Raw genomic sequence first — 21,445 nt, forward strand, 5'->3', positions numbered from 1 at the left:
GTGACCATATTCATCCTGTATCAGGTGCAGATACTCGATCAGCAAATCCCGCCGAACCGGCGCATCGCCCAGCAAAACACGCACATCCGAAAGCGCACCATCCTCATACTGACGACCCTTCGGCGTTCGACGACCCTTGCCCTTTCCAGATTTCCAGACACCTTTTGTATCGTCCAGAGCCATGTCGCCCTCCAAGCTTACAATATTCCTATTGTGAATTTAATTTTCCTATTGGTCAACGCTTGCTTGACCTAAATCTCAAGAACAAATGTTCGGGTGGCAATGGAAACGCCCTTACCGGCCCATCATCTCCGCAGATACGATACCGCCCAGAAATCATCGTGACCCAAGCCGTCATTTTGGGGTGCAAAAACGCCGTTTTGGGAGAACACCTTGGCGAAAACCGAACGCACGCTGTGTCCATAGGTGCGTTGCCATTACGGTTTCTCTCCAAGACGCTCGTCACACCAAAACACTGCCGAATGTGTGCGCAGTCTCCGTGTCGAAAAATCTACATCTACGCCGCGTTGCTTTACGCTGGCATCGTGCCAAGGAATCGTGATTTGCAGCCTTTCGTTGCATGCGTATGATGCCTTTCTCTGTCGTTTGCCCCTCAGATTTCGGGTGTCTCGGCTGAGGATCGGAATGATGCCGTGGGCAAAATTTTATCTAAAGTTTCGTCAAATTTGGCGGGTTGGAACATTATGTTAGATTCTCTCAACCGCCGGACCAGCCACCGAGTTTGGTTAGGGATGATCACATTCCTGGTGCTTTTCATTCTGTTAGGGGTGCCGCTTTCCCAGCGTTTTCAGATCTCAAATATCGGTCCTGAAGAAAATGGATTGATCGAAACCCTGGAGCTTTTCCTGCTGACGTTGGGCGGATTGCTTTGGTTGCCGATCTTCATTTCCGAGCCACATTGGTCGATTCGCGTGTTCGTAGCCAATATTTGCTTTGTCGGCGCGGGACGAGAAATCTCGTGGTTGAAGGTCTATGGTGTAAGCGAAAGAGCGGTTGATATAGCGAAGGCCGGACATCTTGTGGTGCTCGTCGCTTGTCTTCTCTGGGTGGGCGCGTTCTGGATGCGCAAAGACACTCGTTTGCGGCACCTGTTCCAGCAATTTTGGGCCGGGAAAAGAGGCCATTGGCTCATCTTGGGGTTCGTATTGATATTGTCGGGTGATACGTTCGAAAAGGGTCTTTTTGAAAGCTCGTCGCACGTGTTCTGGGAGGAATGGTTGGAAATGATGGGCTATCTGGCGATTTTGCTCGCCGGTGTGTTGCCGAGCTGGGCTATCAGCGAAAGCCGTCCACCAATCCTGTGTCGCGTCGAACAAGACGGCTGACATGCGGCGCTGTGTGTTTTGATATCCGTGAAGCATGGCGTTTGTATCAGTCCAACTTTGACGAATTGTGGTTGATGCTGGTCTGAGGGTCTCGGCTCACTACAAGCTCACTCAGAAAGGTGTCAGCGGCCAATGTGGCCACCAACCCTGTTTCAGCCGCGCATTCATCGCGTTAAGCATCAGCCAATCGCGATTTGCCGCGCCTTTTCGACCAAGACTTCTGCCTGCCGGATCGATGCATAGTCGATGAGGCGACCATCAAGCGATACCGCGCCCTTGCCGGCGGCTTCGGCCTCGGCCATCGCTTTGAGGATGCGTTCGGCGCGGTCGACCTCTTCCTTGGACGGGCTCATCACTTCGTTGGCCAATGCGATCTGGCTCGGGTGGATCGCCCATTTGCCTTCGCAGCCGATCACAGCCGCACGGTAGGCCGCCGCTTTGTAGCCTTCGGGGTCCGAGAAATCGCCGAATGGGCCGTCAATCGGGCGCAACCCGTTGGCGCGCGCGGCGACGACCATGCGCGAGATTGCATAGTGCCACATGTCACCCCAATGGTTGGCCCGATTTCCGTCTGCATCGGGGTCGGTCAGCACGGCATAATTTTCGTTTACGCCGCCGATAACGGTCGTCCGCGCGCGGGTGCTGGCGGCATAGTCGGCGACACCGAAATGCAGGCTCTCGTTTCGCTTGGATGCGGCGGCGATTTCATGGACGTTTTGCATGCCCAAAGCGGTCTCGATAATGTGTTCGAATCCGATACGTTTTTTGAAGCCTTTTGCATCCTCAATCTGGGTCACCATCATGTCGATGGCATAGACGTCCGCAGCGGTCCCGACCTTCGGAATCATGATCAGATCCAACCGCTCTCCGGCCTGCTCCACGATGTCCACCACGTCGCGATACATGTAGTGGGTGTCCAGTCCGTTGATTCGAATCGACATGGATTTGGTGCCCCAGTCGATCTCGTTGAGGGCCTTGATGATGTTCTTTCGCGCCTGCGGTTTCTCATCCGGTGCGACCGCATCCTCAAGATCGAGAAAGATCACATCAACGTCTGATTCTGCCGCTTTTTCAAACATTTGCGGCTGACTACCGGGCACGGCAAGTTCGCTGCGATTGAGCCGAGCGGGGGCCTGCTCGATGGGGTGAAAGCTCATGGGAAAAAGACTCCTGTTCGGGGTTGCATCCAATGCGGCCTATGCAGGAATGAAAAAATCTTTCCTGTCAATCAATATTTGGGGCCGGGTTTTGGCGCAGATCGGAGCTCAGCTATCGCTCTCGTCGGTGCCCTGCCCAGGCAGTCGATTGGAGTAGAAAAACGCGATGGCCTGGGCACGATTCTTGACTGAGAGCTTTTCGTAGAGGTTTGAGAGGTGAAATTTCACCGTGTTGGTCGAGATGCCGAGGGTCTTGGAAAGCTCGCGATTTGTCAGCCCTGTCGAGAGCGCTTCGAGCATGGTGCGCTCGCGGCGCGACAGCGTGTGGATCGGGTCTTTTTGCAGCTCGCGCACGTCGAGAAACGGGAACACCATTTTGCCCGCGGCTACATCGGCGCAGGTGTCGAGCAATCCGGTGACCGTACCGCTGCGATCGACAAATCCGGCGGCACCCGCGGCCATGGCAGCCCGATGTGCGTCGCTGCCTTGGTCGGCGTAAACCACCAGTCGCGGCGCCTGCTCCTGTTCGCGCAAAACCTCGATCAGCTTTGCGCCGCCCAGCACGGGCAGTTTCCAGTCGATCACCCCCACCTGCACTGGCACCCGCATGACCGTGCCAAGAAAACCTTCGGCGGTGGCGCTCGTCGCAACAAGCGAGAATCGCGGGTCGCGTTCAAAGAACTCGGACATTGCCGACAGAACCAGTGGATTGCTGTCTGCGAGCATGACAGAGATCGGAGCGTCGGATTTGTCAACTGCTTGCAATTTAAGCGTTTCCTTGAATATACTACCCATCTAGGTAGGTAAGATTTCGGTACACAATGGTATTCTTACCTGAAAGTATAGGTATTTTCCCACCCAAATAGATACCCAAAAGCAGGAGTATCTTACGTTGTTGAAAAAGTCGAGCGGGTGTTTCCTGACATTAAGCAAAAATAACCGACAGGAACTCGCAGCCATGACCAACACAATCTTTGCGCCGCTGGACATTCCCCACACTCTGGCCGCTGGCCCCGGTCCCGGCAATACCGACCCCCGTGTTCTGGCACGGTTTGCCAGCGCGGGCACTGCGGATCACATGCAGCCGGATGTTCTGCGCGGCATGGTCGAATGCAAGCAAATGCTGCGCGACGTGATGGGCACAGACAACGTTTACACCTTTGGCGTTGCCGGAACGGGGTGGAGCGGTCTGGACGTGATGTTCAGCGCGGTGATGCCCGGCGATACGGTCGTAGTGTTCAACAACGGCACCTTCTCGGGCATTGATGGCCTGACGGTTCGGATGAAAGCCGCCACCGCCGAAGAGCTGCGTGCCGATCCCTTCGATCCAAAACCTGCGTCGGTCACGATCATCGACGTGCCGCACGGTCAATCGGTGACGGGCGAAATCGTCGAGGCAGCCCTCAGCGAACACAAACCCAAATGGGCCGCAATGGCGCATTGGGAAACCGGCTCGGGCCGGGTGAATGATATCCGGGGGTTCTCGGATGCCTGCGACCGCCAAGGAGTCATGGGGTTGGTCGACGCCGTGTCCTCCCTCGGTGTCGAGGACTTCCGCATTGATGATTTCTCGGGGGTCGCAGGCTGGGCGTCGTGCCCGCAAAAAGGCATCTGTTGTTTGCCTCTGACCTATGCGCCGGTTTCGTTTACTGATCGCTATATCGCCGAGTTGCGCAGGACCGGGTGTCGTACCTTTGTGCACAACCCGGTCCTCGAAGCGCGCCACTGGGGCATCGTCGATGGACAGGATGTTGAAAAGGGCACCTATCACCGCACTCACAGCCCCTATGCCGTCGCCGCCTTTCACGAGGCATTGCGGATCACTCTGCAACACAGCGTACCGCAGCGGGCGCGGGACTATGCCTTTCACGAAGCGGCATTGCGCGACGCAGTAACGGCGATGGGCTGCACCGTGACCTCGAACATGACGTCGCTGGTCGTGCTGAATTTGCCCGAGGCCCTTGCTGGGCGCGAGATGGAACTGGTGCAGGCGTGCCGGGCGCAAGGGTTTGGCATCTGGCCGACGCTTTCGGCTCCGGTGCAGGTTCGCATCGGAATCCTGAACTTGCTGACATCAGAGGCAATCGCCGAGATCGTTACGCGTTTTGCCAAGGCGATGCAGGACATGGGAGCGGAGGTCGATCTGATCGCGATCCAAAGCCAGCTCAACCGACATTTCGATACGGCCATCGCCGCAGAATAGGCAACGCTTTGGGAGGAGCTTAGTAATGGATATCCACGAATACCAGGCCAAGGAAGTTCTCAGCAATTTCGGCGTCGCGATCCCACAGGGTGCGCTCGCTTATAGCCCGGAACAGGCTGCCTATCGCGCCCGCGAAATGGGGGGCGAACGTTGGGTGGTCAAGGCGCAGGTTCACGCAGGTGGCCGCGGTAAGGCGGGTGGCGTCAAGGTTTGCGACAGCGATGTCGAGATCCAAGAGTGCACCGATGAGATGTTTGGCAAGAAACTGGTCACGCATCAGACCGGCCCCGAAGGCAAAGGGATTTATCGCGTCTACGTCGAAGCGGCGGTGCCGATCGACCGAGAGATTTACCTTGGCTTTGTGCTCGACCGTTCCAGCCAACGGATCATGATCGTCGCCAGTGCCGAGGGCGGCATGGAGATCGAAGATATCTCTGCCGAACGCCCAGAGAGCATTGTGCGCGCAACCGTCGAGCCCGCGGTCGGTTTGCAGGAGTTTCAATGCCGCGAAATCGCGTTCAAGCTCGGGATCGATGCCGCGATGGTGCAGCAACTCGTGCGCACCTTGCAAGGATGCTATCGCGCGTTCACCGAGCTCGACGCCACGATGGTCGAAATAAACCCGCTGGTTATAACAGGTGATAACCGCATCCTTGCGTTGGATGCCAAGATGACCTTTGACGACAATGCCCTGTTCCGGCATCCGCAGATTTCCGAATTGCGTGACAAGAGTCAGGAAGATCCGCGTGAAAGCCGGGCGGCTGATCGCGGCCTGTCCTATGTCGGACTGGATGGCAATATCGGTTGTATCGTCAATGGTGCCGGTCTGGCGATGGCAACGATGGACACGATCAAGCTGGCCGGTGGCGAGCCTGCAAACTTTCTGGATATCGGCGGCGGTGCAACACCCGAGCGCGTGGCCAAGGCGTTCCGGCTGGTGATGTCGGACAAGAATGTGCAGGCGGTTCTGGTCAACATCTTTGCCGGGATAAACCGTTGCGATTGGGTTGCCGAAGGTGTCGTGCAGGCGCTCCGCGAGGTTCAGGTCGACGTACCCGTTATCGTCCGACTGGCTGGAACAAACGTCGCCGAGGGTCAGAAAATTCTGGCGCAAAGCGGTCTGCCACTGATCCGCGCAACAACATTGAACGAGGCCGCCGAACGCGCCGTGGGCGCATGGCAAAGCGATCTCAACCAAGCGACCAAGGTGAGGGCAAGCTGATGAGCATTTTTCTGGACCGCGACACCAAGGTTATCGTGCAGGGCATTACGGGCAAGATGGCCCGGTTCCACACCAAGGACATGATCGAATACGGCACCAATGTCGTCGGCGGTGTTGTCCCCGGCAAAGGTGGCGAGACCGTCGAAGGCTTGCCGGTCTTTGATACTGTCAAGGATGCGGTTGCCGAAACCGGGGCCGAGGCGACGCTGGTCTTTGTGCCACCTCCGTTTGCTGCGGACAGTATCATGGAAGCCGCTGATGCGGGCATCCGGTATTGCGTTTGCATCACTGATGGCATCCCTGCGCAGGACATGATCCGCGTCAAGCGGTACATGTACCGTTACCCGAAAGAGCGGCGGATGGTGCTGACCGGACCGAACTGCGCCGGAACTATCAGCCCCGGCAAGGCGCTGCTGGGGATCATGCCGGGACATATCTATTTGCAGGGGAATGTTGGCATTGTCGGACGGTCGGGCACGCTGGGCTACGAGGCGGCGGCGCAGCTGAAAGAGCGCGGCATCGGCATTTCGACCAGCGTCGGCATTGGCGGTGATCCGATCAATGGCTCGTCCTTTCGCGATATTCTAGAACATTTCGAAAGCGACGACGACACTGATCTGATTTGTCTGATCGGGGAAATCGGTGGTCCGCAAGAGGCCGAGGCGGCCGAGTACATTCGCGATCATATCAGCAAACCCGTGGTCGCCTATGTCGCCGGTCTGACCGCACCCAAAGGCCGCACGATGGGCCATGCCGGCGCGATCATTTCGGCCTTTGGCGAAAGCGCCAGCGAAAAGGTCGAGATATTGACCGCCGCTGGCGTGACGGTCGCGGAAAATCCGGCGGTGATTGGCGAAACCATCGCGCGTGTCATGCAATAGGAGGGATGTCAGATGACAAAACCTAAGGTTCTGGTAACGCGCCGCTGGCCAGCGGCGGTCGAAGCCCAGCTTAGCCAACATTTCGATGCGGTTCTGAATACGTCCGACGTTCCGATGACGCCAGAGGATTTCAAGGCGGCCCTTGCATCTTATGACGCGGTGCTGCCAACCGTGACCGACAAGATCGGCGCTCCGGCGCTGGAGCTTGCGCGGCCACAGACCAAGATACTCGCGAATTATGGCGTTGGGTTCAGCCATATCGATATGGCGCGGGTTTCCGATCACGGCATCTGTGTGACGAACACGCCGGATGTTCTCAGCGAATGCACCGCCGATCTGGCGATGACGCTCCTTTTGATGGTGGCGCGCCGCGCCGGCGAAGGCGAACGTGAGGTCCGCGAAGGCCAATGGACCGGCTGGCGGCCGACCCATCTGGTTGGAACCAAAGTGTCCGGCAAGACGCTTGGCATTATTGGCTATGGCCGTATCGGCCAGCAAATGGCACGTCGTGCACATCATGGGTTCGGCATGAAAATCATCGTACAGAACCGCAGCAAGGTTGCGCCCGAGGTTCTGGCAGAATGTGGTGCAACCCAGGTGGACAGCATTGACGATTTGATGCCGCTTTGTGATTTTGTGTCGCTGCATTGTCCCGGTGGTCCGGAAAACCGCAATCTGATCAACGCGTCGCGGCTGAACCTCATGCGCCCCGACGCCTTTCTGATTAACACGGCGCGGGGCGAGGTGATCGATGAACTGGCGCTGAGTCAGGCGCTTTGGTTTGAAACTATCGGCGGTGCGGCGTTGGATGTTTTCGATGGCGAACCTCGTATCAACCCTGTGCTACGCGACTGCGACAACCTCGTGATGTTGCCCCATCTGGGCAGTGCAACGCGCGAAGCGCGCGAGGCGATGGGTTTCCGTGTGATTGATAACCTTCGTGACTTTTTCGAGGGCCGCGCCCCGCGCGACAGAGTCAATTGATCGGGGCCGAAGCGGTCACCATAAAGTCCGCGCCCGGGTATGCCGATGGATTGCGGGCAGACCTGTATGAGCTGTGGCGCAATGTGATTGCGCATCGCGCGCCGCATGTTCTGCCCGCGCTGGAAAACGGTCAGGGTCCAATTGGGCATGACACCAATCCGGTGCCGTTTCTTCAAGCGTTGAACATCTGGTTTCATCTCTTGAAGATCGCCGAAGAGAATGCCGATATGCGCACCCGGCGTCTTGTTGAGACGCAGGAAGGCCCGGATGCCGTCGAGGGTAGTTTTGCCCGTGCCCTGGCGCAATTCCCTGATACCTCGGCAGATGATTTCTCTCGCGCTGCGCACACGCTTTCGGTTGGTCCGACCATTACGGCCCATCCGACCGAGGCCAAGCGGGTCACCGTGCTCGAAATTCACCGCCGCATCTATCGTTCGCTCGTCAAACTGGAAACCCAGCGTTGGACGCCGCGCGAACGCGCCGACGTCATGGCCGATATAGAGAGTGAAATTGACCTTTTGTGGTTGACCGGAGAATTGCGGCTGGAACGACCTACACCGGTTGACGAAATCGAATGGGGGCTGCAGTTCTTTCGTGACAGCCTGTTTGATGCGGTGCCCCAGTTTTATGACCGGTTTCAGAGGGCGGTTTCGGAACGCTATGAAGGGTTTCCTGAAACTCGGCCCTGCGTGCGCTTTCATTCCTGGATCGGTGGCGACCGCGATGGCAATCCGAATGTGACGGTGGATATCACCAAGAGGGCGCTTGCCAGATCTCGCGCCACCATTCTGGAAAAGTACCAGACCGACCTGTCGAACGCCGCCAGCCAGTCCAGCATCAGCGTAGCGATTGTGGATATTCCATTGCCTGCCCTCAAAGGACTGCAGGCGGTGATCAAGGGGGCTGGTCCCGATGTCGCGCCGCGCCACGCCAACCCCGGCGAGATTTTTCGCCAAGCGATCAGCGCCATCGGCGCTCGCATTGTCGCCACGCGCGATCAGGCTGGGGAAGGTGCCTACCTTCAAGTCGCCGATTTCGTGTCTGATCTGCGCCGGGTCGAGGCTGCATTTGCGTCGGTCCATGCGGATCGACTGGCCTCGCGCCTGATCCGCCCTATCCGCTGGCGGGCCGAAGTGTTCGGGTTTCGTACGTTTACCCTGGATATTCGGCAAAATTCGTCTTTCACGACCAAGGCCCTTGCCGATATCTGGCAGCGTACCGGTGCCGCGCTGGACTATGGAACAAGCGACTGGTCAGCGCGCTTGCGCCGCGAATTGGGCAGCGCAGATTTGCCGTGGATCGAGCGGACCCAGCTTGCGGATGAAACCCAAGAACTGCTGTCTCTGTTGGATCTTATGAAACAGACGCGCCTTGGAGCGGATCGGCACGCGCTTGGGCCATTCATCCTGTCCATGACGCGATCCTGTGATGATCTGCTGGGAGTGTTTCTGCTCGCCAGATACGCAGGTTTTGGCGCGGAAAAGCTGGATTTGCGTGTGGTACCATTGTTTGAAACCATCGACGACCTGCGCGCGGCTCCGCAGATACTGAATGATCTGCTTGCGGTGCCGTTGGCGCGCCGCAGCCTCAAGGCCGATGGCAATTTGGTCGAGGTCATGCTGGGCTATTCCGACAGCAATAAGGACGGCGGGTTCATGTGCTCTACCTGGGAGCTGGAAAAGGCGCAACGCAACATTTCGCGTGCGCTTGAAGCCCATGGTGTGCGACCCGAGTTCTTTCACGGGCGCGGTGGGTCGGTCAGCCGCGGTGGTGCGCCCACCGAACGCGCCATTGCCGCACAGCCCCGAAACACGATCAATGGCCGACTGCGCACGACCGAGCAGGGCGAAGTGGTATCGTCGAAATTCGCCAATCGGGGAACCGCGCTGCACAATCTGGAATTGCTCGCCTCATCGGTTCTGACGCAGTCGCTGGATACGAGGCCACAACTGACGCGGCCCGAGTTCAATGATGCGCTTGAGGCGCTTTCTGGGATGTCGCAGACCGCCTATTGCACTCTTTTGCGCAAACCCGGTTTCATCGACTATTTCCAACAGGCCAGCCCGGTCGAAGAACTGGCGATGCTGAAAATGGGATCGCGGCCAGCGCGTCGGTCCGGCGCGCAGACGCTGGACGATCTTCGGGCGATCCCCTGGGTATTCGCGTGGTCGCAAAACCGACACCTGATTACCGGGTGGTACGGTTTTGGCACGGCGGTGGCCTCGTTCAGGCGGGTGCGCGGGTCAGAGGGTGACAGGCTTCTGGCAGAGATGCTCAGACATTCTCGTCTGTTCCAGCTGATCGTCGATGAGGTCGAGAAATCGCTGTATCATGCGGATATGGATATCGGCGCGCGTTATGCATCGCTGGTTCCAGATGCGACGGTGCGCAACACGATTTTTGACAGTATACGGCGCTCGTATGATCAGAGTTGCATCGAGCTTCGCTCCCTGACAGGAACACCGGAAATCGGCGCCCGCTTTCCCAACATGTGCACCCGGTTCGGACGCGTTCGTGGCGAACTTGACCGCATACACGAGCTTCAGGTCAGCTTGCTGTCCCGCACACGTCAATCGTCGCAAGACATGGATTCCACCCCGTTGTTGCAATCGATGAACTGCATCGCGACCGGCCTCGGCTGGACAGGGTAATCCCACTTTTCAGGAGATGACACTTATGAATGCCCCGCAAAAACCCAATGGCTTTTTCACGCAATCCTTGACGGCCAGTGACCCCGAACTGTTTGTCACGATCACAGGCGAGCTGGGCCGCCAGCGAGACGAGATCGAGCTGATCGCCAGCGAAAACATTGTCAGTCGGGCGGTTCTTGAGGCGCAAGGCAGTGTCCTGACCAATAAATACGCCGAAGGGTATCCGGGGCGACGTTATTATGGTGGCTGCGAGTGGGTCGATGTGGCCGAGACGCTTGCGATCGATCGTGCGAAGGCGTTGTTTGGCTGCCAGTTTGCCAATGTTCAGCCAAATTCCGGCAGCCAGGCAAACCAAGGGGCCTTTCAGGCGTTGATCGCTCCGGGTGATGCGATCCTTGGGATGAACCTTGCCAGTGGTGGGCACCTGACGCATGGGGCCGCGCCAAACCAGTCGGGCAAATGGTTCAACGCCGTGCAGTATGGCGTGCGCAAAGAAGACAACCGGATCGATTATGAGCAGGTGCAGGCGCTTGCGAGCGAACACAAACCCAAGCTGATCATCGCAGGTGGTTCGGCCATCCCACGTCAGATCGACTTTGCCAAGTTTCGCGAGATTGCCGACAGCGTTGGTGCGCTGTTGATGGTGGATATGGCGCATTTCGCCGGGCTGGTTGCTGCGGGTGAACACCCGTCGCCGTTCCCGCACGCGCATGTCGCGACCACCACCACCCACAAAACCCTGCGCGGGCCGCGCGGCGGCATGATCCTGACCAACGACGAGACGATTGCCAAAAAGGTCAATTCAGCAATTTTTCCGGGCATTCAGGGTGGTCCTCTGATGCATGTGATTGTGGCCAAGGCTGTTGCATTCGGCGAGGCCTTGCGACCCGAGTTCAAGACCTATCAAAAGCAGGTTCGGGCCAATGCGGTTGCCCTAGCGGATCAACTGATGAAAGGCGGGCTTGATATCGTGACCGGTGGTACCGACACGCATGTGATGCTGGTCGATCTTCGGCCCAAGGGCGTCAAAGGCAACTCCACCGAAAAGGCGCTGGGCCGGGCGAACATCACCTGCAACAAGAATGGCATCCCGTTTGATCCGGAAAAACCGACTGTAACCTCGGGCATCCGGCTGGGAACCCCTGCCGGAACGACGCGCGGCTTCGCGGAGACCGAGTTTCGAGCGATCGGTGATATGATCGTCGAAATCGTCGACGGGTTGGCGGCCAATGGGGATGATGGCAACGGTGAGATCGAATCCAGCGTGAAGGACAAAGTTGCAGAGCTTTGTTCACGGTTTCCATTGTACGCCGATCTCTGATCTGCGAGGCTCCGGGCGACCAAGACGAGCAATGCCGTGACAAAAGCAACAGTGATCGACCAGATCGGCGGTGAAACCGCCCTTCGCAAGCTGGTGAATGACTTCTACGACCTGATGGAGACCATCCCCGAGGGGCAATCCTTGCGGATTCTGCACGCCCGGGGCCACGGTATTCCCCTAGCGCGGCTGGAGTTGTTCGACTTTCTGTCCGGGTTCATGGGCGGGCGGCGGCATTACATGGAAAAGCACGGACATATGGATATCAAGCTGATCCATGCGCATGTGCCGATTGCAACCCAGGATGCCGAAGACTGGTTGACCTGCATGGATCGGGCATTGGCGATGAACCAACTGAACGGTCCCGAGATTGACAAGCTGCGCGCTGTGTTCCGCCGGCTTTGTCTGATGTTGGTGAACGATCTGGAGCCTTGGGGGGTCCCGTCGGCGTCACCGGACGCTTCCTGAAACCCTGATCCAAAACGTGGAAAGGCCGCCACCGGAAACTCCGGCAGCGGCCTTTTTTGATTTCTGGAGTGCGTTCAGATGTCGAGTGTGTGCATCTGTTCCCATTGCGAAAAGTGAGACACGAAGGAATTCCATTCTTCACGCTTCATCTTGAGGAAGGCGGCGGAAAACTCTTCACCCATTGCTGCCTTCAGTTCCTTGTCACGGTCGTAGAACCGCAGGGCATCCAGCATATTGAGCGGCAGTTTCGGCGCGCCGCGCACCTTGTGGCCCTCGGCATACATGTCGATGTCGTGACGCTTGCCGGGGTCTGCCTTGGACCGCACACCGCTGAGGCCGGCGGCGATAATCACTGCTTGCAACAGGTAGGGGTTCACCGCGCCGTCGGGCAGGCGCAATTCGAACCGGCCGGGTCCGGGAACACGCACCATGTGGGTGCGGTTGTTGCCTGTCCAAGTGACTGTGTTGGGTGCCCATGTTGCACCGGACATGGTGCGCGGCGCGTTGATCCGCTTGTAGCTGTTCACCGTGGGGTTGGTGATCGCGGCGAGCGCGCTGGCGTGTTTCATGATGCCGCCGAGGAAATGCGCACCTTGCTCAGACAGGCCCAGTTCGGCAGTTTGGCTATCGCCCTTGGCGCCGGCAAAGACGTTGATCTTTGACTCGCTGCCCGGCGCGTCCCACACCGAGATATGCGCGTGGCACCCGTTGCCTGTCAGGCCTTCGATCGGCTTGGGCATAAAGGTCGCGCGAAAGCCGTGTTTCTCGGCAACCGACTTGGCCATGAACTTGAAGAAGCTGTGCTTGTCAGCGGTTTTCAGAACATCGTCGAAATCCCAGTTCATTTCGAACTGGCCGTTCGCGTCCTCGTGATCGTTCTGATAGGGGCCCCAGCCCATCTTCAGCATGTAGTCACAGATTTCGCGTACCACGTCATAGCGGCGCATGACGGCCTGCTGGTCATAGCAGGGCTTGGCAGCGGTATCGAATTCGTCGCTGATCTGCGATCCGTCAGGTGTCAGCAGAAAGAATTCGGCTTCAATTCCGGTCTTGACGTGCATGCCTTCTTCGGCGGCTTCGGCAATCAGTCGCCGCAGCACGTTGCGCGGGGCCTGAGCAACGTCCTCGCCTTCCATCACGCAGTTGGCGGCGACCCAGGCAACTTCGGGTTTCCAGGGCAGTTGAATGACCGATTCAGGATCGGGAACGGCCAGCATGTCGGGATGTGCCGGGGTCATGTCGAGATAGGTCGCAAAGCCAGCAAAGCCCGCGCCATCCTCTTGCATGTCGGCGATGGCTTGTGCGGGCACCAGCTTGGCACGCTGGCCACCGAAGAGATCTGTGAAGGAGATCATGAAGTACTTGATGTTGTTCTGTTCTGCGAAGGCGGCCAGATCTATCGTCACGGTTCGTCTTCCTTTCCCTGTTATAATTAAAAGTGGCGCAGCCTGTTGGCTGCGCCTTGGTGTCCGTTTCAGAAGCCGGATTTGCCGGGGTACCAGTCGGTACCGGCGAGCGGCACCTTGGCCATTGCGGCGGCTTCCATAGTCAGTGCACAGAGGTCTTCTGGTTCGAGGTTGTGCAGGTGGTTGTGCCCGCAAGCCCGTGCAATCGTCTGCGCTTCAAGGGTCAGAACCTTGAGATAGTTCTTAAGTCGTCGACCGCCTTCGACCGGGTCAAAGCGCGCCATCAGGTCAGGATCCTGTGTGGTGATACCCGCCGGATCGCGGCCTTCGTGCCAGTCGTCATAGGCACCGGTGGTGGTGCCTAGCTTTTGGTATTCGCCTTCCCATTTCGGGTCGTTGTCTCCAAGGGCGACCAGTGCGGCAGTCCCGATGGCGACAGCGTCTGCACCAAGTGCGATGGCCTTGGCGACGTCGGCACCGGTGCGGATGCCGCCTGATACGATCAACTGCACTTCGCGGTGCATGCCCATGTCCTGCAGCGCCTGAACGGCGGGACGAATGCAGGCGAGTGTCGGCAGGCCGACGTGCTCGATAAAGACATCCTGCGTCGCCGCGGTGCCGCCTTGCATTCCGTCCAGAACGACAACATCAGCCCCGGCTTTCACTGCCAGCGTGGTGTCATAATAAGGACGGGTGCCGCCGATCTTGATATAGATCGGAACCTTCCAGCCCGTGATCTCGCGGATTTCGAGGATCTTGATTTCCAGATCGTCGGGTCCGGTCCAGTCTGGGTGACGGCAGGCAGAGCGTTGGTCGATGCCCTTGGGAAGGTTGCGCATCATCGCGACGCGGTCGCTGATTTTTTGGCCCAGCAGCATACCGCCACCGCCGGGTTTTGCACCCTGACCGACAACGATTTCAATGGCGTCCGCCTTGCGCAGATCGGCAGGGTTCATCCCGTAGCGCGAGGGGAGGTATTGATAGACCAGCTTGTTCGAATGGCCACGTTCCTCGGGTGTCATCCCACCGTCGCCAGTTGTGGTTGACGTACCGGCGGCAGAAGCACCACGGCCCAACGCCTCTTTTGCAGGGCCGGACAGGGCGCCAAAGCTCATCCCCGCAATGGTCACTGGAATGTCCAGTTCGATCGGGTTCTTGGCAAAACGGGTGCCAAGCGTGACGCGGGTATCGCATTTCTCGCGATAGCCTTCGAGCGGATAGCGTGAGATCGATGCACCGAGGAACAAGAGATCATCAAAGTGCGGCACCCGGCGTTTTGCGCCACCGCCACGAATGTCATAGATGCCTGTCGCAGCGGCACGCCGGATCTCGGCATTGATCGGATTGGTAAACGTCGCGGATTGGATCGGCTCTGTCCGGGGAATGGCGGGCTCTGTCTGATCTTTCATGTCCATCTCCTCAATACGCCGCAGCGTTGTCGACATCGAAATTGTAAAGCTGGCGAGCTGAACCGTAGCGTTTGAATTCTTCTGGCTTGGCATCTGCTCCGGCACGCTCAAGCAGATCGCGCAGGATTTCGATATGCTCGGGGCGCATCTCTTTTTCGATGCAGTCGGCACCAAGGCTCTTCACTGAACCGCGCACGAACAGCCGCGCTTCGTACAGCGAGTCACCCAGTGCGTCGCCGGCATCGCCGCAGACAACCAGATTGCCGGATTGCGCCATGAACGCGGACATATGGCCGATGTTGCCGTGCACGACGATGTCGATGCCCTTCATCGAGATGCCACAGCGCGAACTAGCGTTCCCTTTGATCACCAGCAAACCGCCGTGGCCGGTCGCGCCGGCGTATTGGCTGGCGTCGCCTTCGATGATCACTGTGCCGGACATCATGTTCTCGGCCACACCCGGTCCGGCAGAGCCGTGCACCTTGATCGTGGCCTGGCTGTTCATGCCAGCGCAGTAATATCCGGTCGACCCCATGACGTTGACTTCGATAGGGGCGTCAAGGCCAACCGCGATGGCGTGGCTGCCGCGGGCGTTGACCACTTCCCAAACGGTCTGGTTCGTGTTTTCGGCCTGCGCGTGCAGGGCTTCGTTGAGGGCGCGCAGCCCTTGGGACTCCAAATCAAATGTCTGCATGTCAGTGGTTCCAGAAGTAAACGGTTGCGGGCTCGGGCTCCCAGACACGGGCGGTGTCGATGCCCGGCAAATTGACCAACGCACGGTATTCGCTGCCAAAGGCTACATATTGATCGGTTTCGGCCATAACGGCGGGCTTGCAGGCGATCGGGTCACGGACAACGCCAAACCCATCCTTGGTGCCGACGACAAAGGTAAAGAAACCGTCGAGATCTTCGAGGCTGCTTTCCAATGCTTCGCCCAGCGTGCTGCCGGTCTGCATTTTCCACGTCAGATAGGCGGCGCCGACTTCGGTGTCGTTCTGGGTTTCGATGTGAATACCCTCGCGGCGCAGCTTGCGGCGCAGGCTGTTGTGGTTCGACAGCGATCCGTTGTGCACGAGGCACTGATCAAGGCCGGTCGAAAACGGGTGTGCGCCCAATGTCGTCACGGCGGATTCGGTCGCCATGCGCGTATGGCCGATGCCATGGCTGCCGCTCATCTGGGACAGGTTGAACCGGGCCGCGACATCTTTGGGAAGACCGACTTCCTTGTAGATCTCCATGGTCTCGCCGGTGCTCATGAATTTCACCCCCGGACGCAGCTCCGGCAGCGCCTGACGGGCCTCGGCGATCTTGTCGGCGGGGATTTCAAGTACGGCATGGGTGTCTTTCACCACAACCGCCACAGGCGCATCGATCACCTTGGACAGATCTTCGCCAAGCGTAGCGAAATCGGCGTCCGGCGCATCGGACTGCACTGTCAGCTTTGCTGCTTCTTTGCTCTCGCTACCATAAATCGCGATACCTGCGCTGTCTGGCCCCCGATCTGTCATGGTGACAAGCATGTCGGTCAACAGAGCGCCGAGCTGTGGCTCAAGCGATTTGTCTTTGATGAATAGTCCAACGATTCCGCACATGGCGCCGACCCTTTCAATTAGCTTCTGTCAGACGGTAGCACCGAAATTCAGGCGCATCAACTGATAAGAAACTTTTTTACCTTTTAGGAAAGTGGAGGGCGCCGAACAAGGTCGGCGCCCCATTTGTCTTGTCAGTCTGGTTAGGTCAGTATCGTTCGAGCGCGCGTGTAACCTTTTCCTTGTCGCCCACCCTGCGTGCCTTTTCCAAATGTTCGGACTCACGTTTGAACTGAATACGGTGCCATCCAATCCAGAACGCAATACACAGGACGGTCAGCAGAACTTCAGAGCCCTGAAAGGGATAGATCGCACTCACGTCGGCCAGATCGACGGCCCAGTCTTTGTAACCGATAGTAGACATGTCAGATTCTCCTCTCAGTGTTGCGCCAGAATGGCTTTGTCGGCTTCGATGATCGCCTCTTTGGCGTCTTCGTAGGCGTGGTGCTCGGCGTAATCGAGGCCTTGGAGTTCCACTTCACGCGGGATGCGCAGGACGCCCATTCCAGCCTGGAGTTTGCTGACCAGAAAGGCTGGCAGAAACCCGAGAACGAAGAACATGATCACAGCGCCCAATGTCTGACCCAACGGGTTGACGGTGGCATAGCCCTCGTATGGGGACGAAGGCGCGCCCCAAAGAACGAAACCCGCGATGATCAGACCGACAACGCCGGAATATCCGTGCACGGCGACGGCTCCGACTGCATCGTCCAGCTTGAACCGCTTCTCGACCCAGAAATGCAGGTTGTAGACAATCACAACCCCGACGGCACCGATCAGCATGGCTTGGATCGGGTGATAGAGGTCGTTGCCTGCCGAAGCGGTGATCACCCCGGCAAGCCCGCCCGAGAAGGTCCAGAATGCGTCGCCTTTGCTGACCAGATACGCTGCCATGAGGCCACCTGACAGGGACATCAGGAAATTGAACGTGATCGCGGAAAGTGTGGTCGGCGCGAGGTAGATATTGGTTGCCGTCCAGGTGGTTCCGACGATCTGACCATCAATGACTTCGGGGGCGATAATCGGCACGTTGCATGCCGCATAAAAGCCCCAGAACCCGGTATAGATCAGGAAGATCCCGATGGTCAGCATCCACGGATTGTGCGGTGGAATATCGCGCGGCGTGCCGTCCTTGGCGAATTTACCCAGACGCGGGCCCAACACCATGATCACGCCCAGCGCGTAGCCACCCGCTACGGCATGGATCACACCGGATGCATAAGCGTCGTGGTAGCCAAGGTATTTGACCATCCATCCGGCATAGTGCCAGCCCCACGCTGCGTCGATGATCCAGAAGACCGATCCGATCAGTACGGCGTGAACCCACAGAGCGCTGGAACGGATGCGTTCAATCACAGCGCCGGACACGATCGAGGCCGCGGTCCAAGAGAACAGCAGGAAGGCCGCCCAGAACACGCCGGTGATTCGGTCGTCGAGGTTTGTGGCCATGTTTTGCGACCATGGCAGATTGGCGTCGGCCATTTCGTGGTTCAGCCCGCCAAAGAAAGGAAAATCCGGAAAGGCCCAGTAAATCCACCATCCGAACAGAAAGAATGTAACCGTGACCAGCGGAATGATCATGATGTTTTTCATCAACGTGTGCATGTGATTACGGTTCCGGCTGGCGCCGACTTCGTACATGCAAAAGCCCACATGGATCAAAAACATGAAGACCACGGTCACCCAGTAATAAAACTCGGTGAACACAGTCGTAAGTGCGTTTAGGTTGCCATCCACTTTTTTCATCTCCCTCTTGAAATATTGGCAGCAAATATTGCCTGTCAGTAAACTTTTTTTCATTAACTCTTGCATTTTTTTATTGAGCGATGTCAACTGAAAGCGTCGCTGCCCACGTTTTTTGATGGCAGGGCCAGCAAGAAATCTTCTCAGATTCGAGGAGAAAACCGGCTAAGAATTTTGCAATGCCACCGGGCGTTCAAGTTTCAACAACGCCTTGGAACGATGAAACAATTAGGGATCACATGCATGATCCCGACGACATGGGGAGAATGAAATGACCGCATCCTGGAGATTCTCGACTCTGGCGGACCGGCATCGCGCTTTGGGGTCTGCGCTAGAGGATTGGGGCGGAATGGGTACGGCCTGGACCTACGACAAGGATCAGACCGAAGAATACATGGCGATCCGCACCAATGCGGGGTTCATGGATGTTTCCGGGCTGCACAAGGTGCACCTCGTCGGGCCGCATGCCGAGCATGTGATTGACCGCGCCACCACCCGCAATCCTGAAAAGATCAAACCCGGCCGGTCGTCATACGCGACCATGTTGAACGACGAAGGCAAGTTCATCGACGATTGTGTGATCTATCGCATGGGGCCGAATTCCTGGATGGTCGTGCATGGCACCGGCGGCGGACATGAGCAGTTGACCATGGCAGCAACGGGCCGTGACGTCGATGTGCGCTTTGACGACAATCTGCACGACATCTCGCTGCAGGGTCCCAAAGCGGTCGATTTTCTGGAAGAGCAGGGCGTTCCCGGCATCCGTGACCAAGTCTACTTCAGCCACCAGCACACGACCTTGTTTGACAAGCCAGTTACGATCTCGCGCACCGGATACACTGGCGAACGCGGATACGAGATCTTCTGCCGTGGCCAAGATGCACCGCATATCTGGGACACACTGGTCGAAAAGGGTGCGCCCAAGGGCATCATCCCGACACGGTTTACCACGCTCGACCTGTTGCGCGCGGAAAGCTATCTGTTGTTTTTCCCCTATGACAACTCGGAAATGTACCCGTTCGAGGACGAAAAGGGCGGCGATACGCTCTGGGAACTGGGGTTGGACTTTACCGTATCGCCCGGCAAGACCGGTTTCCGTGGCGCGGAAGAGCACTATCGTCTGAAGGGCAAGGAACGTTTCAAAATCTACGGCGTAAAGCTGGAAGGTGAAGAGCCTGCCGAAGAAGGAGCGCCATTGATGAAAGATGGCAAACAGGTCGGTGTTGTCACCATCGGAATGTATTCCCCATTGAATGAGTGGAACGTCGGTATCGCCCGGATGCCCGTGGATTGTGCGGTGGACGGCACGCAGATGAGCGTCAAGAATTCTGGCGGCGAAATCAAATGTGTTGCTCATTCAATGCCGTTCCACGATCCGGACAAGAAACGCCGTACAGCCAAGGGCTGAGCGGATCGGGCGCGGCGTCAATGCCGCGCCCGAAGCTAATCGAACACTCAAACCAGTGAAGCTATGGAGACCGATAGGCGCATGTCGAAATTCCAGTTTCCCGAAGCCATCAAGAGCCGCCCGGTCTGGGGCACGCTCGAGCCACGCGCTGGGAAGTCACACCTTATGATCGCGGACGCCGAGGGCGCCGAGGCGCTGCTTGATCTGGCGCGTGCCGATGCCAGTCTGATGAGTACGGCTGAAATCGTCTATATCCCCAGAGACACCGGCGAGACCTATGTCGACCAGCTGTCAAAGCTTGGTGCCCTGCATCTCTATGTCGGCCCCAGCTATGAGGCGGCAGTGCCACGTTTGCGCCGTATGCTTAGCGATGCGCATATGGGGCTACAGGTCTATCTAGCAGGCACCGAGGGATTGATGGGGCAGGTGATGTGCGAGGCCACCGACGCCGGTATCCCGCACACCGCCATCCAGACAGAACATCGCGGTTCAGTCGCGCGGCGCATGCAATGCGTCCACTGTAAGGGCATCACCGAAGACGTCATCACGGACCCGTTCGTCTGCTCGCATTGCGGGCTGAACCTGTTTGTGCGCGACCACTATTCCCGTCGGCTCGCCGCCTATCAGGGGGTTTGCATTGATGCAGAAGACCCCGGAAACGTCCCCGAACCGGTGAGGTTGTATTCATGAGTGCCGGAACCAACAAGATCGCCGTGACAGTCACCGATGTCGTGCCGGTCAATGACCTTGTGAAACGGTTTCGTTTCGAGCGCAGCGATGGTGGACCCCTGCCGACCTTTTCCGGCGGCGCGCATACCGTCGTGGAAATGCAGGATGGCGATACCCAACGGCTGAATCCCTATTCTCTGATGTCCGATCCGATGGATCAAACGGCCTATACCATCTCGGTCCGCCGCGACGATGAGGGGCGGGGCGGGTCGTTGTTCATGCACGAACGGGTCAAGCCCGGCGATGCTATGACCATCAGCTATCCGGTCAACCTGTTCTCGCTCGATCTGCGGGCCAAGAAACACCTGATGATTGCAGGCGGGATCGGCATCACGCCGTTTCTCGCGCAGATTAAGCAACTGGATGTGATGAATGGCCGGTTTGAGCTGCACTATGCCTGCCGGACCGAAGCATTGGGATCCTATGTTGACGAGTTGACGTCAAAACATCCCAATAACGTTCATATCTTCTATGACGACAAAAAGCAGACGATTGATCTTGAACACCTTCTGGATGGTCAGCCGCTCGGAACGCATATCTATGTCTGCGGTCCAAAAGGAATGATCAATTGGGTGCGTGGCAAGGCCGCCGATCTGGGATGGCCGCGCGAGGCGGTGCATTACGAGGAATTCCTCGCACCGCAGTCCGGTAAACCGTTCGAGGTCAAGCTGGCGGTCAGTAACAAAGTGGTTCAGGTCGGCGAACATCAAAGCCTGCTGGAAGCGATCGAGGCGGCCGGTGTCGATGCGCCTTACCTTTGCCGCGGCGGCGCTTGTGGTCAGTGCGAAACCGACGTGATCGGGTACGACGGCAAGTTCCTGCACTACGATCACTGGCTGGACGACGATCAACAGGCCAGCGGCAAGAAAATCATGCCATGTGTCAGCCGGTTTGAAGGCAAGACACTGGTACTGGACAGGTAGGATTCACA

19 protein-coding genes and 1 pseudogene are annotated in these 21,445 nt (G+C 57.9%); 11 read left to right on the forward strand and 9 right to left on the reverse strand.

What is annotated here, in order from left to right; genetic code table 11:
- A pseudogene (locus tag ABJO75_RS07410) lies at positions 1–183 on the reverse strand (NADH-quinone oxidoreductase subunit F); the annotation flags it as partial.
- 470 nt (positions 184–653) lie between these two features.
- On the opposite strand from ABJO75_RS07410, the gene ABJO75_RS07415 reads away from it, so the two are divergent.
- Complete coding sequence (locus tag ABJO75_RS07415) at positions 654–1,346, forward strand: hypothetical protein (protein ID WP_348125713.1); 693 nt, start codon at positions 654–656, stop codon at positions 1,344–1,346.
- 179 nt (positions 1,347–1,525) lie between these two features.
- Here the strand turns inward: ABJO75_RS07415 and ABJO75_RS07420 are convergent, their stop codons facing one another.
- Positions 1,526–2,503 carry a CoA ester lyase gene (locus ABJO75_RS07420; protein WP_348125715.1) on the reverse strand — a complete coding sequence of 326 codons (978 nt, stop codon included), beginning with the start codon at positions 2,501–2,503 and terminating at the stop codon, positions 1,526–1,528.
- Positions 2,504–2,611: 108 nt separating this feature from the next.
- Entirely contained in the window at positions 2,612–3,229 is a 618-nt protein-coding gene (locus ABJO75_RS07425; RefSeq protein WP_348125815.1) for a response regulator transcription factor, read from the reverse strand.
- Between the two features lie 232 nt (positions 3,230–3,461).
- Here ABJO75_RS07425 and ABJO75_RS07430 point away from each other — a divergent pair, with 232 nt between their 5' ends.
- The 7 genes from ABJO75_RS07430 to ABJO75_RS07460 are packed head-to-tail and all read left to right on the forward strand — an operon-like array spanning position 3,462 to position 12,230.
- Positions 3,462–4,706: an aminotransferase gene (locus ABJO75_RS07430; protein WP_348125717.1), complete on the forward strand. Its 1,245-nt coding sequence runs from the start codon at positions 3,462–3,464 to the stop codon at positions 4,704–4,706.
- A gap of 25 nt (positions 4,707–4,731) precedes the next feature.
- Positions 4,732–5,928, forward strand: coding sequence for a malate--CoA ligase subunit beta (locus tag ABJO75_RS07435; RefSeq protein ID WP_348125719.1), 1,197 nt, complete (start codon positions 4,732–4,734; stop codon positions 5,926–5,928).
- Positions 5,928–6,809 (forward strand): succinate--CoA ligase subunit alpha, encoded by an 882-nt coding sequence (sucD, locus tag ABJO75_RS07440; RefSeq protein ID WP_348125721.1) that lies wholly within the window; start codon positions 5,928–5,930, stop codon positions 6,807–6,809. The genes ABJO75_RS07435 and sucD overlap by 1 nt, the downstream gene beginning before the upstream one ends.
- Before the next feature lie 12 nt (positions 6,810–6,821).
- Entirely contained in the window at positions 6,822–7,793 is a 972-nt protein-coding gene (locus tag ABJO75_RS07445; RefSeq protein WP_348125723.1) for a D-glycerate dehydrogenase, read from the forward strand.
- Positions 7,790–10,444, forward strand: a complete 2,655-nt coding sequence (locus tag ABJO75_RS07450) for a phosphoenolpyruvate carboxylase (RefSeq protein ID WP_348125725.1) — start codon at positions 7,790–7,792, stop codon at positions 10,442–10,444. The genes ABJO75_RS07445 and ABJO75_RS07450 overlap by 4 nt, the downstream gene beginning before the upstream one ends.
- A 25-nt stretch (positions 10,445–10,469) precedes the next feature.
- Positions 10,470–11,765, forward strand: a complete 1,296-nt coding sequence (glyA, locus tag ABJO75_RS07455; RefSeq protein ID WP_348125817.1) for a serine hydroxymethyltransferase — start codon at positions 10,470–10,472, stop codon at positions 11,763–11,765.
- Positions 11,766–11,801: 36 nt separating this feature from the next.
- Complete coding sequence (locus tag ABJO75_RS07460) at positions 11,802–12,230, forward strand: group II truncated hemoglobin (RefSeq protein ID WP_348125727.1); 429 nt, start codon at positions 11,802–11,804, stop codon at positions 12,228–12,230.
- Between the two features lie 74 nt (positions 12,231–12,304).
- On the opposite strand, the gene glnT is transcribed toward ABJO75_RS07460, so the two are convergent.
- The 6 genes from glnT to ABJO75_RS07490 all read right to left on the reverse strand — a co-directional run bounded on the left by glnT (position 12,305) and on the right by ABJO75_RS07490 (position 18,371).
- Positions 12,305–13,636 carry a type III glutamate--ammonia ligase gene (gene glnT / locus ABJO75_RS07465; RefSeq protein ID WP_348125729.1) on the reverse strand — a complete coding sequence of 444 codons (1,332 nt, stop codon included), beginning with the start codon at positions 13,634–13,636 and terminating at the stop codon, positions 12,305–12,307.
- A gap of 68 nt (positions 13,637–13,704) precedes the next feature.
- On the reverse strand, positions 13,705–15,045 hold the full coding sequence (locus ABJO75_RS07470; RefSeq protein WP_348125731.1) for an FMN-binding glutamate synthase family protein: 1,341 nt from the start codon (positions 15,043–15,045) through the stop codon (positions 13,705–13,707).
- 10 nt (positions 15,046–15,055) lie between these two features.
- Positions 15,056–15,739 carry a GXGXG domain-containing protein gene (locus ABJO75_RS07475; RefSeq protein WP_348125732.1) on the reverse strand — a complete coding sequence of 228 codons (684 nt, stop codon included), beginning with the start codon at positions 15,737–15,739 and terminating at the stop codon, positions 15,056–15,058.
- A gap of 1 nt (position 15,740) precedes the next feature.
- Positions 15,741–16,637, reverse strand: coding sequence for a glutamine amidotransferase family protein (locus ABJO75_RS07480; protein WP_348125736.1), 897 nt, complete (start codon positions 16,635–16,637; stop codon positions 15,741–15,743).
- A gap of 145 nt (positions 16,638–16,782) precedes the next feature.
- Positions 16,783–16,998 carry a hypothetical protein gene (locus tag ABJO75_RS07485; RefSeq protein ID WP_348125737.1) on the reverse strand — a complete coding sequence of 72 codons (216 nt, stop codon included), beginning with the start codon at positions 16,996–16,998 and terminating at the stop codon, positions 16,783–16,785.
- Positions 16,999–17,012: 14 nt separating this feature from the next.
- Positions 17,013–18,371 (reverse strand): ammonium transporter, encoded by a 1,359-nt coding sequence (locus ABJO75_RS07490; protein WP_348125819.1) that lies wholly within the window; start codon positions 18,369–18,371, stop codon positions 17,013–17,015.
- A 277-nt stretch (positions 18,372–18,648) separates the two neighbouring features.
- Here ABJO75_RS07490 and ABJO75_RS07495 point away from each other — a divergent pair, with 277 nt between their 5' ends.
- The 3 genes from ABJO75_RS07495 (at position 18,649) to ABJO75_RS07505 (ending at position 21,437) form a co-directional block, all read left to right on the forward strand.
- Positions 18,649–19,785, forward strand: a complete 1,137-nt coding sequence (locus ABJO75_RS07495) for an aminomethyltransferase family protein (RefSeq protein ID WP_348125739.1) — start codon at positions 18,649–18,651, stop codon at positions 19,783–19,785.
- Positions 19,786–19,848: 63 nt separating this feature from the next.
- Positions 19,849–20,475 carry a dimethylamine monooxygenase subunit DmmA gene (gene dmmA, locus ABJO75_RS07500; RefSeq protein WP_348125741.1) on the forward strand — a complete coding sequence of 209 codons (627 nt, stop codon included), beginning with the start codon at positions 19,849–19,851 and terminating at the stop codon, positions 20,473–20,475.
- Positions 20,472–21,437, forward strand: a complete 966-nt coding sequence (locus ABJO75_RS07505) for a PDR/VanB family oxidoreductase (protein WP_348125743.1) — start codon at positions 20,472–20,474, stop codon at positions 21,435–21,437. The genes dmmA and ABJO75_RS07505 overlap by 4 nt, the downstream gene beginning before the upstream one ends.
- The last annotated feature ends 8 nt before the right edge of the window (positions 21,438–21,445 follow it).

The organism is Sedimentitalea sp. (assembly GCF_039973035.1).
Lineage (GTDB): Bacteria > Pseudomonadota > Alphaproteobacteria > Rhodobacterales > Rhodobacteraceae > Sedimentitalea.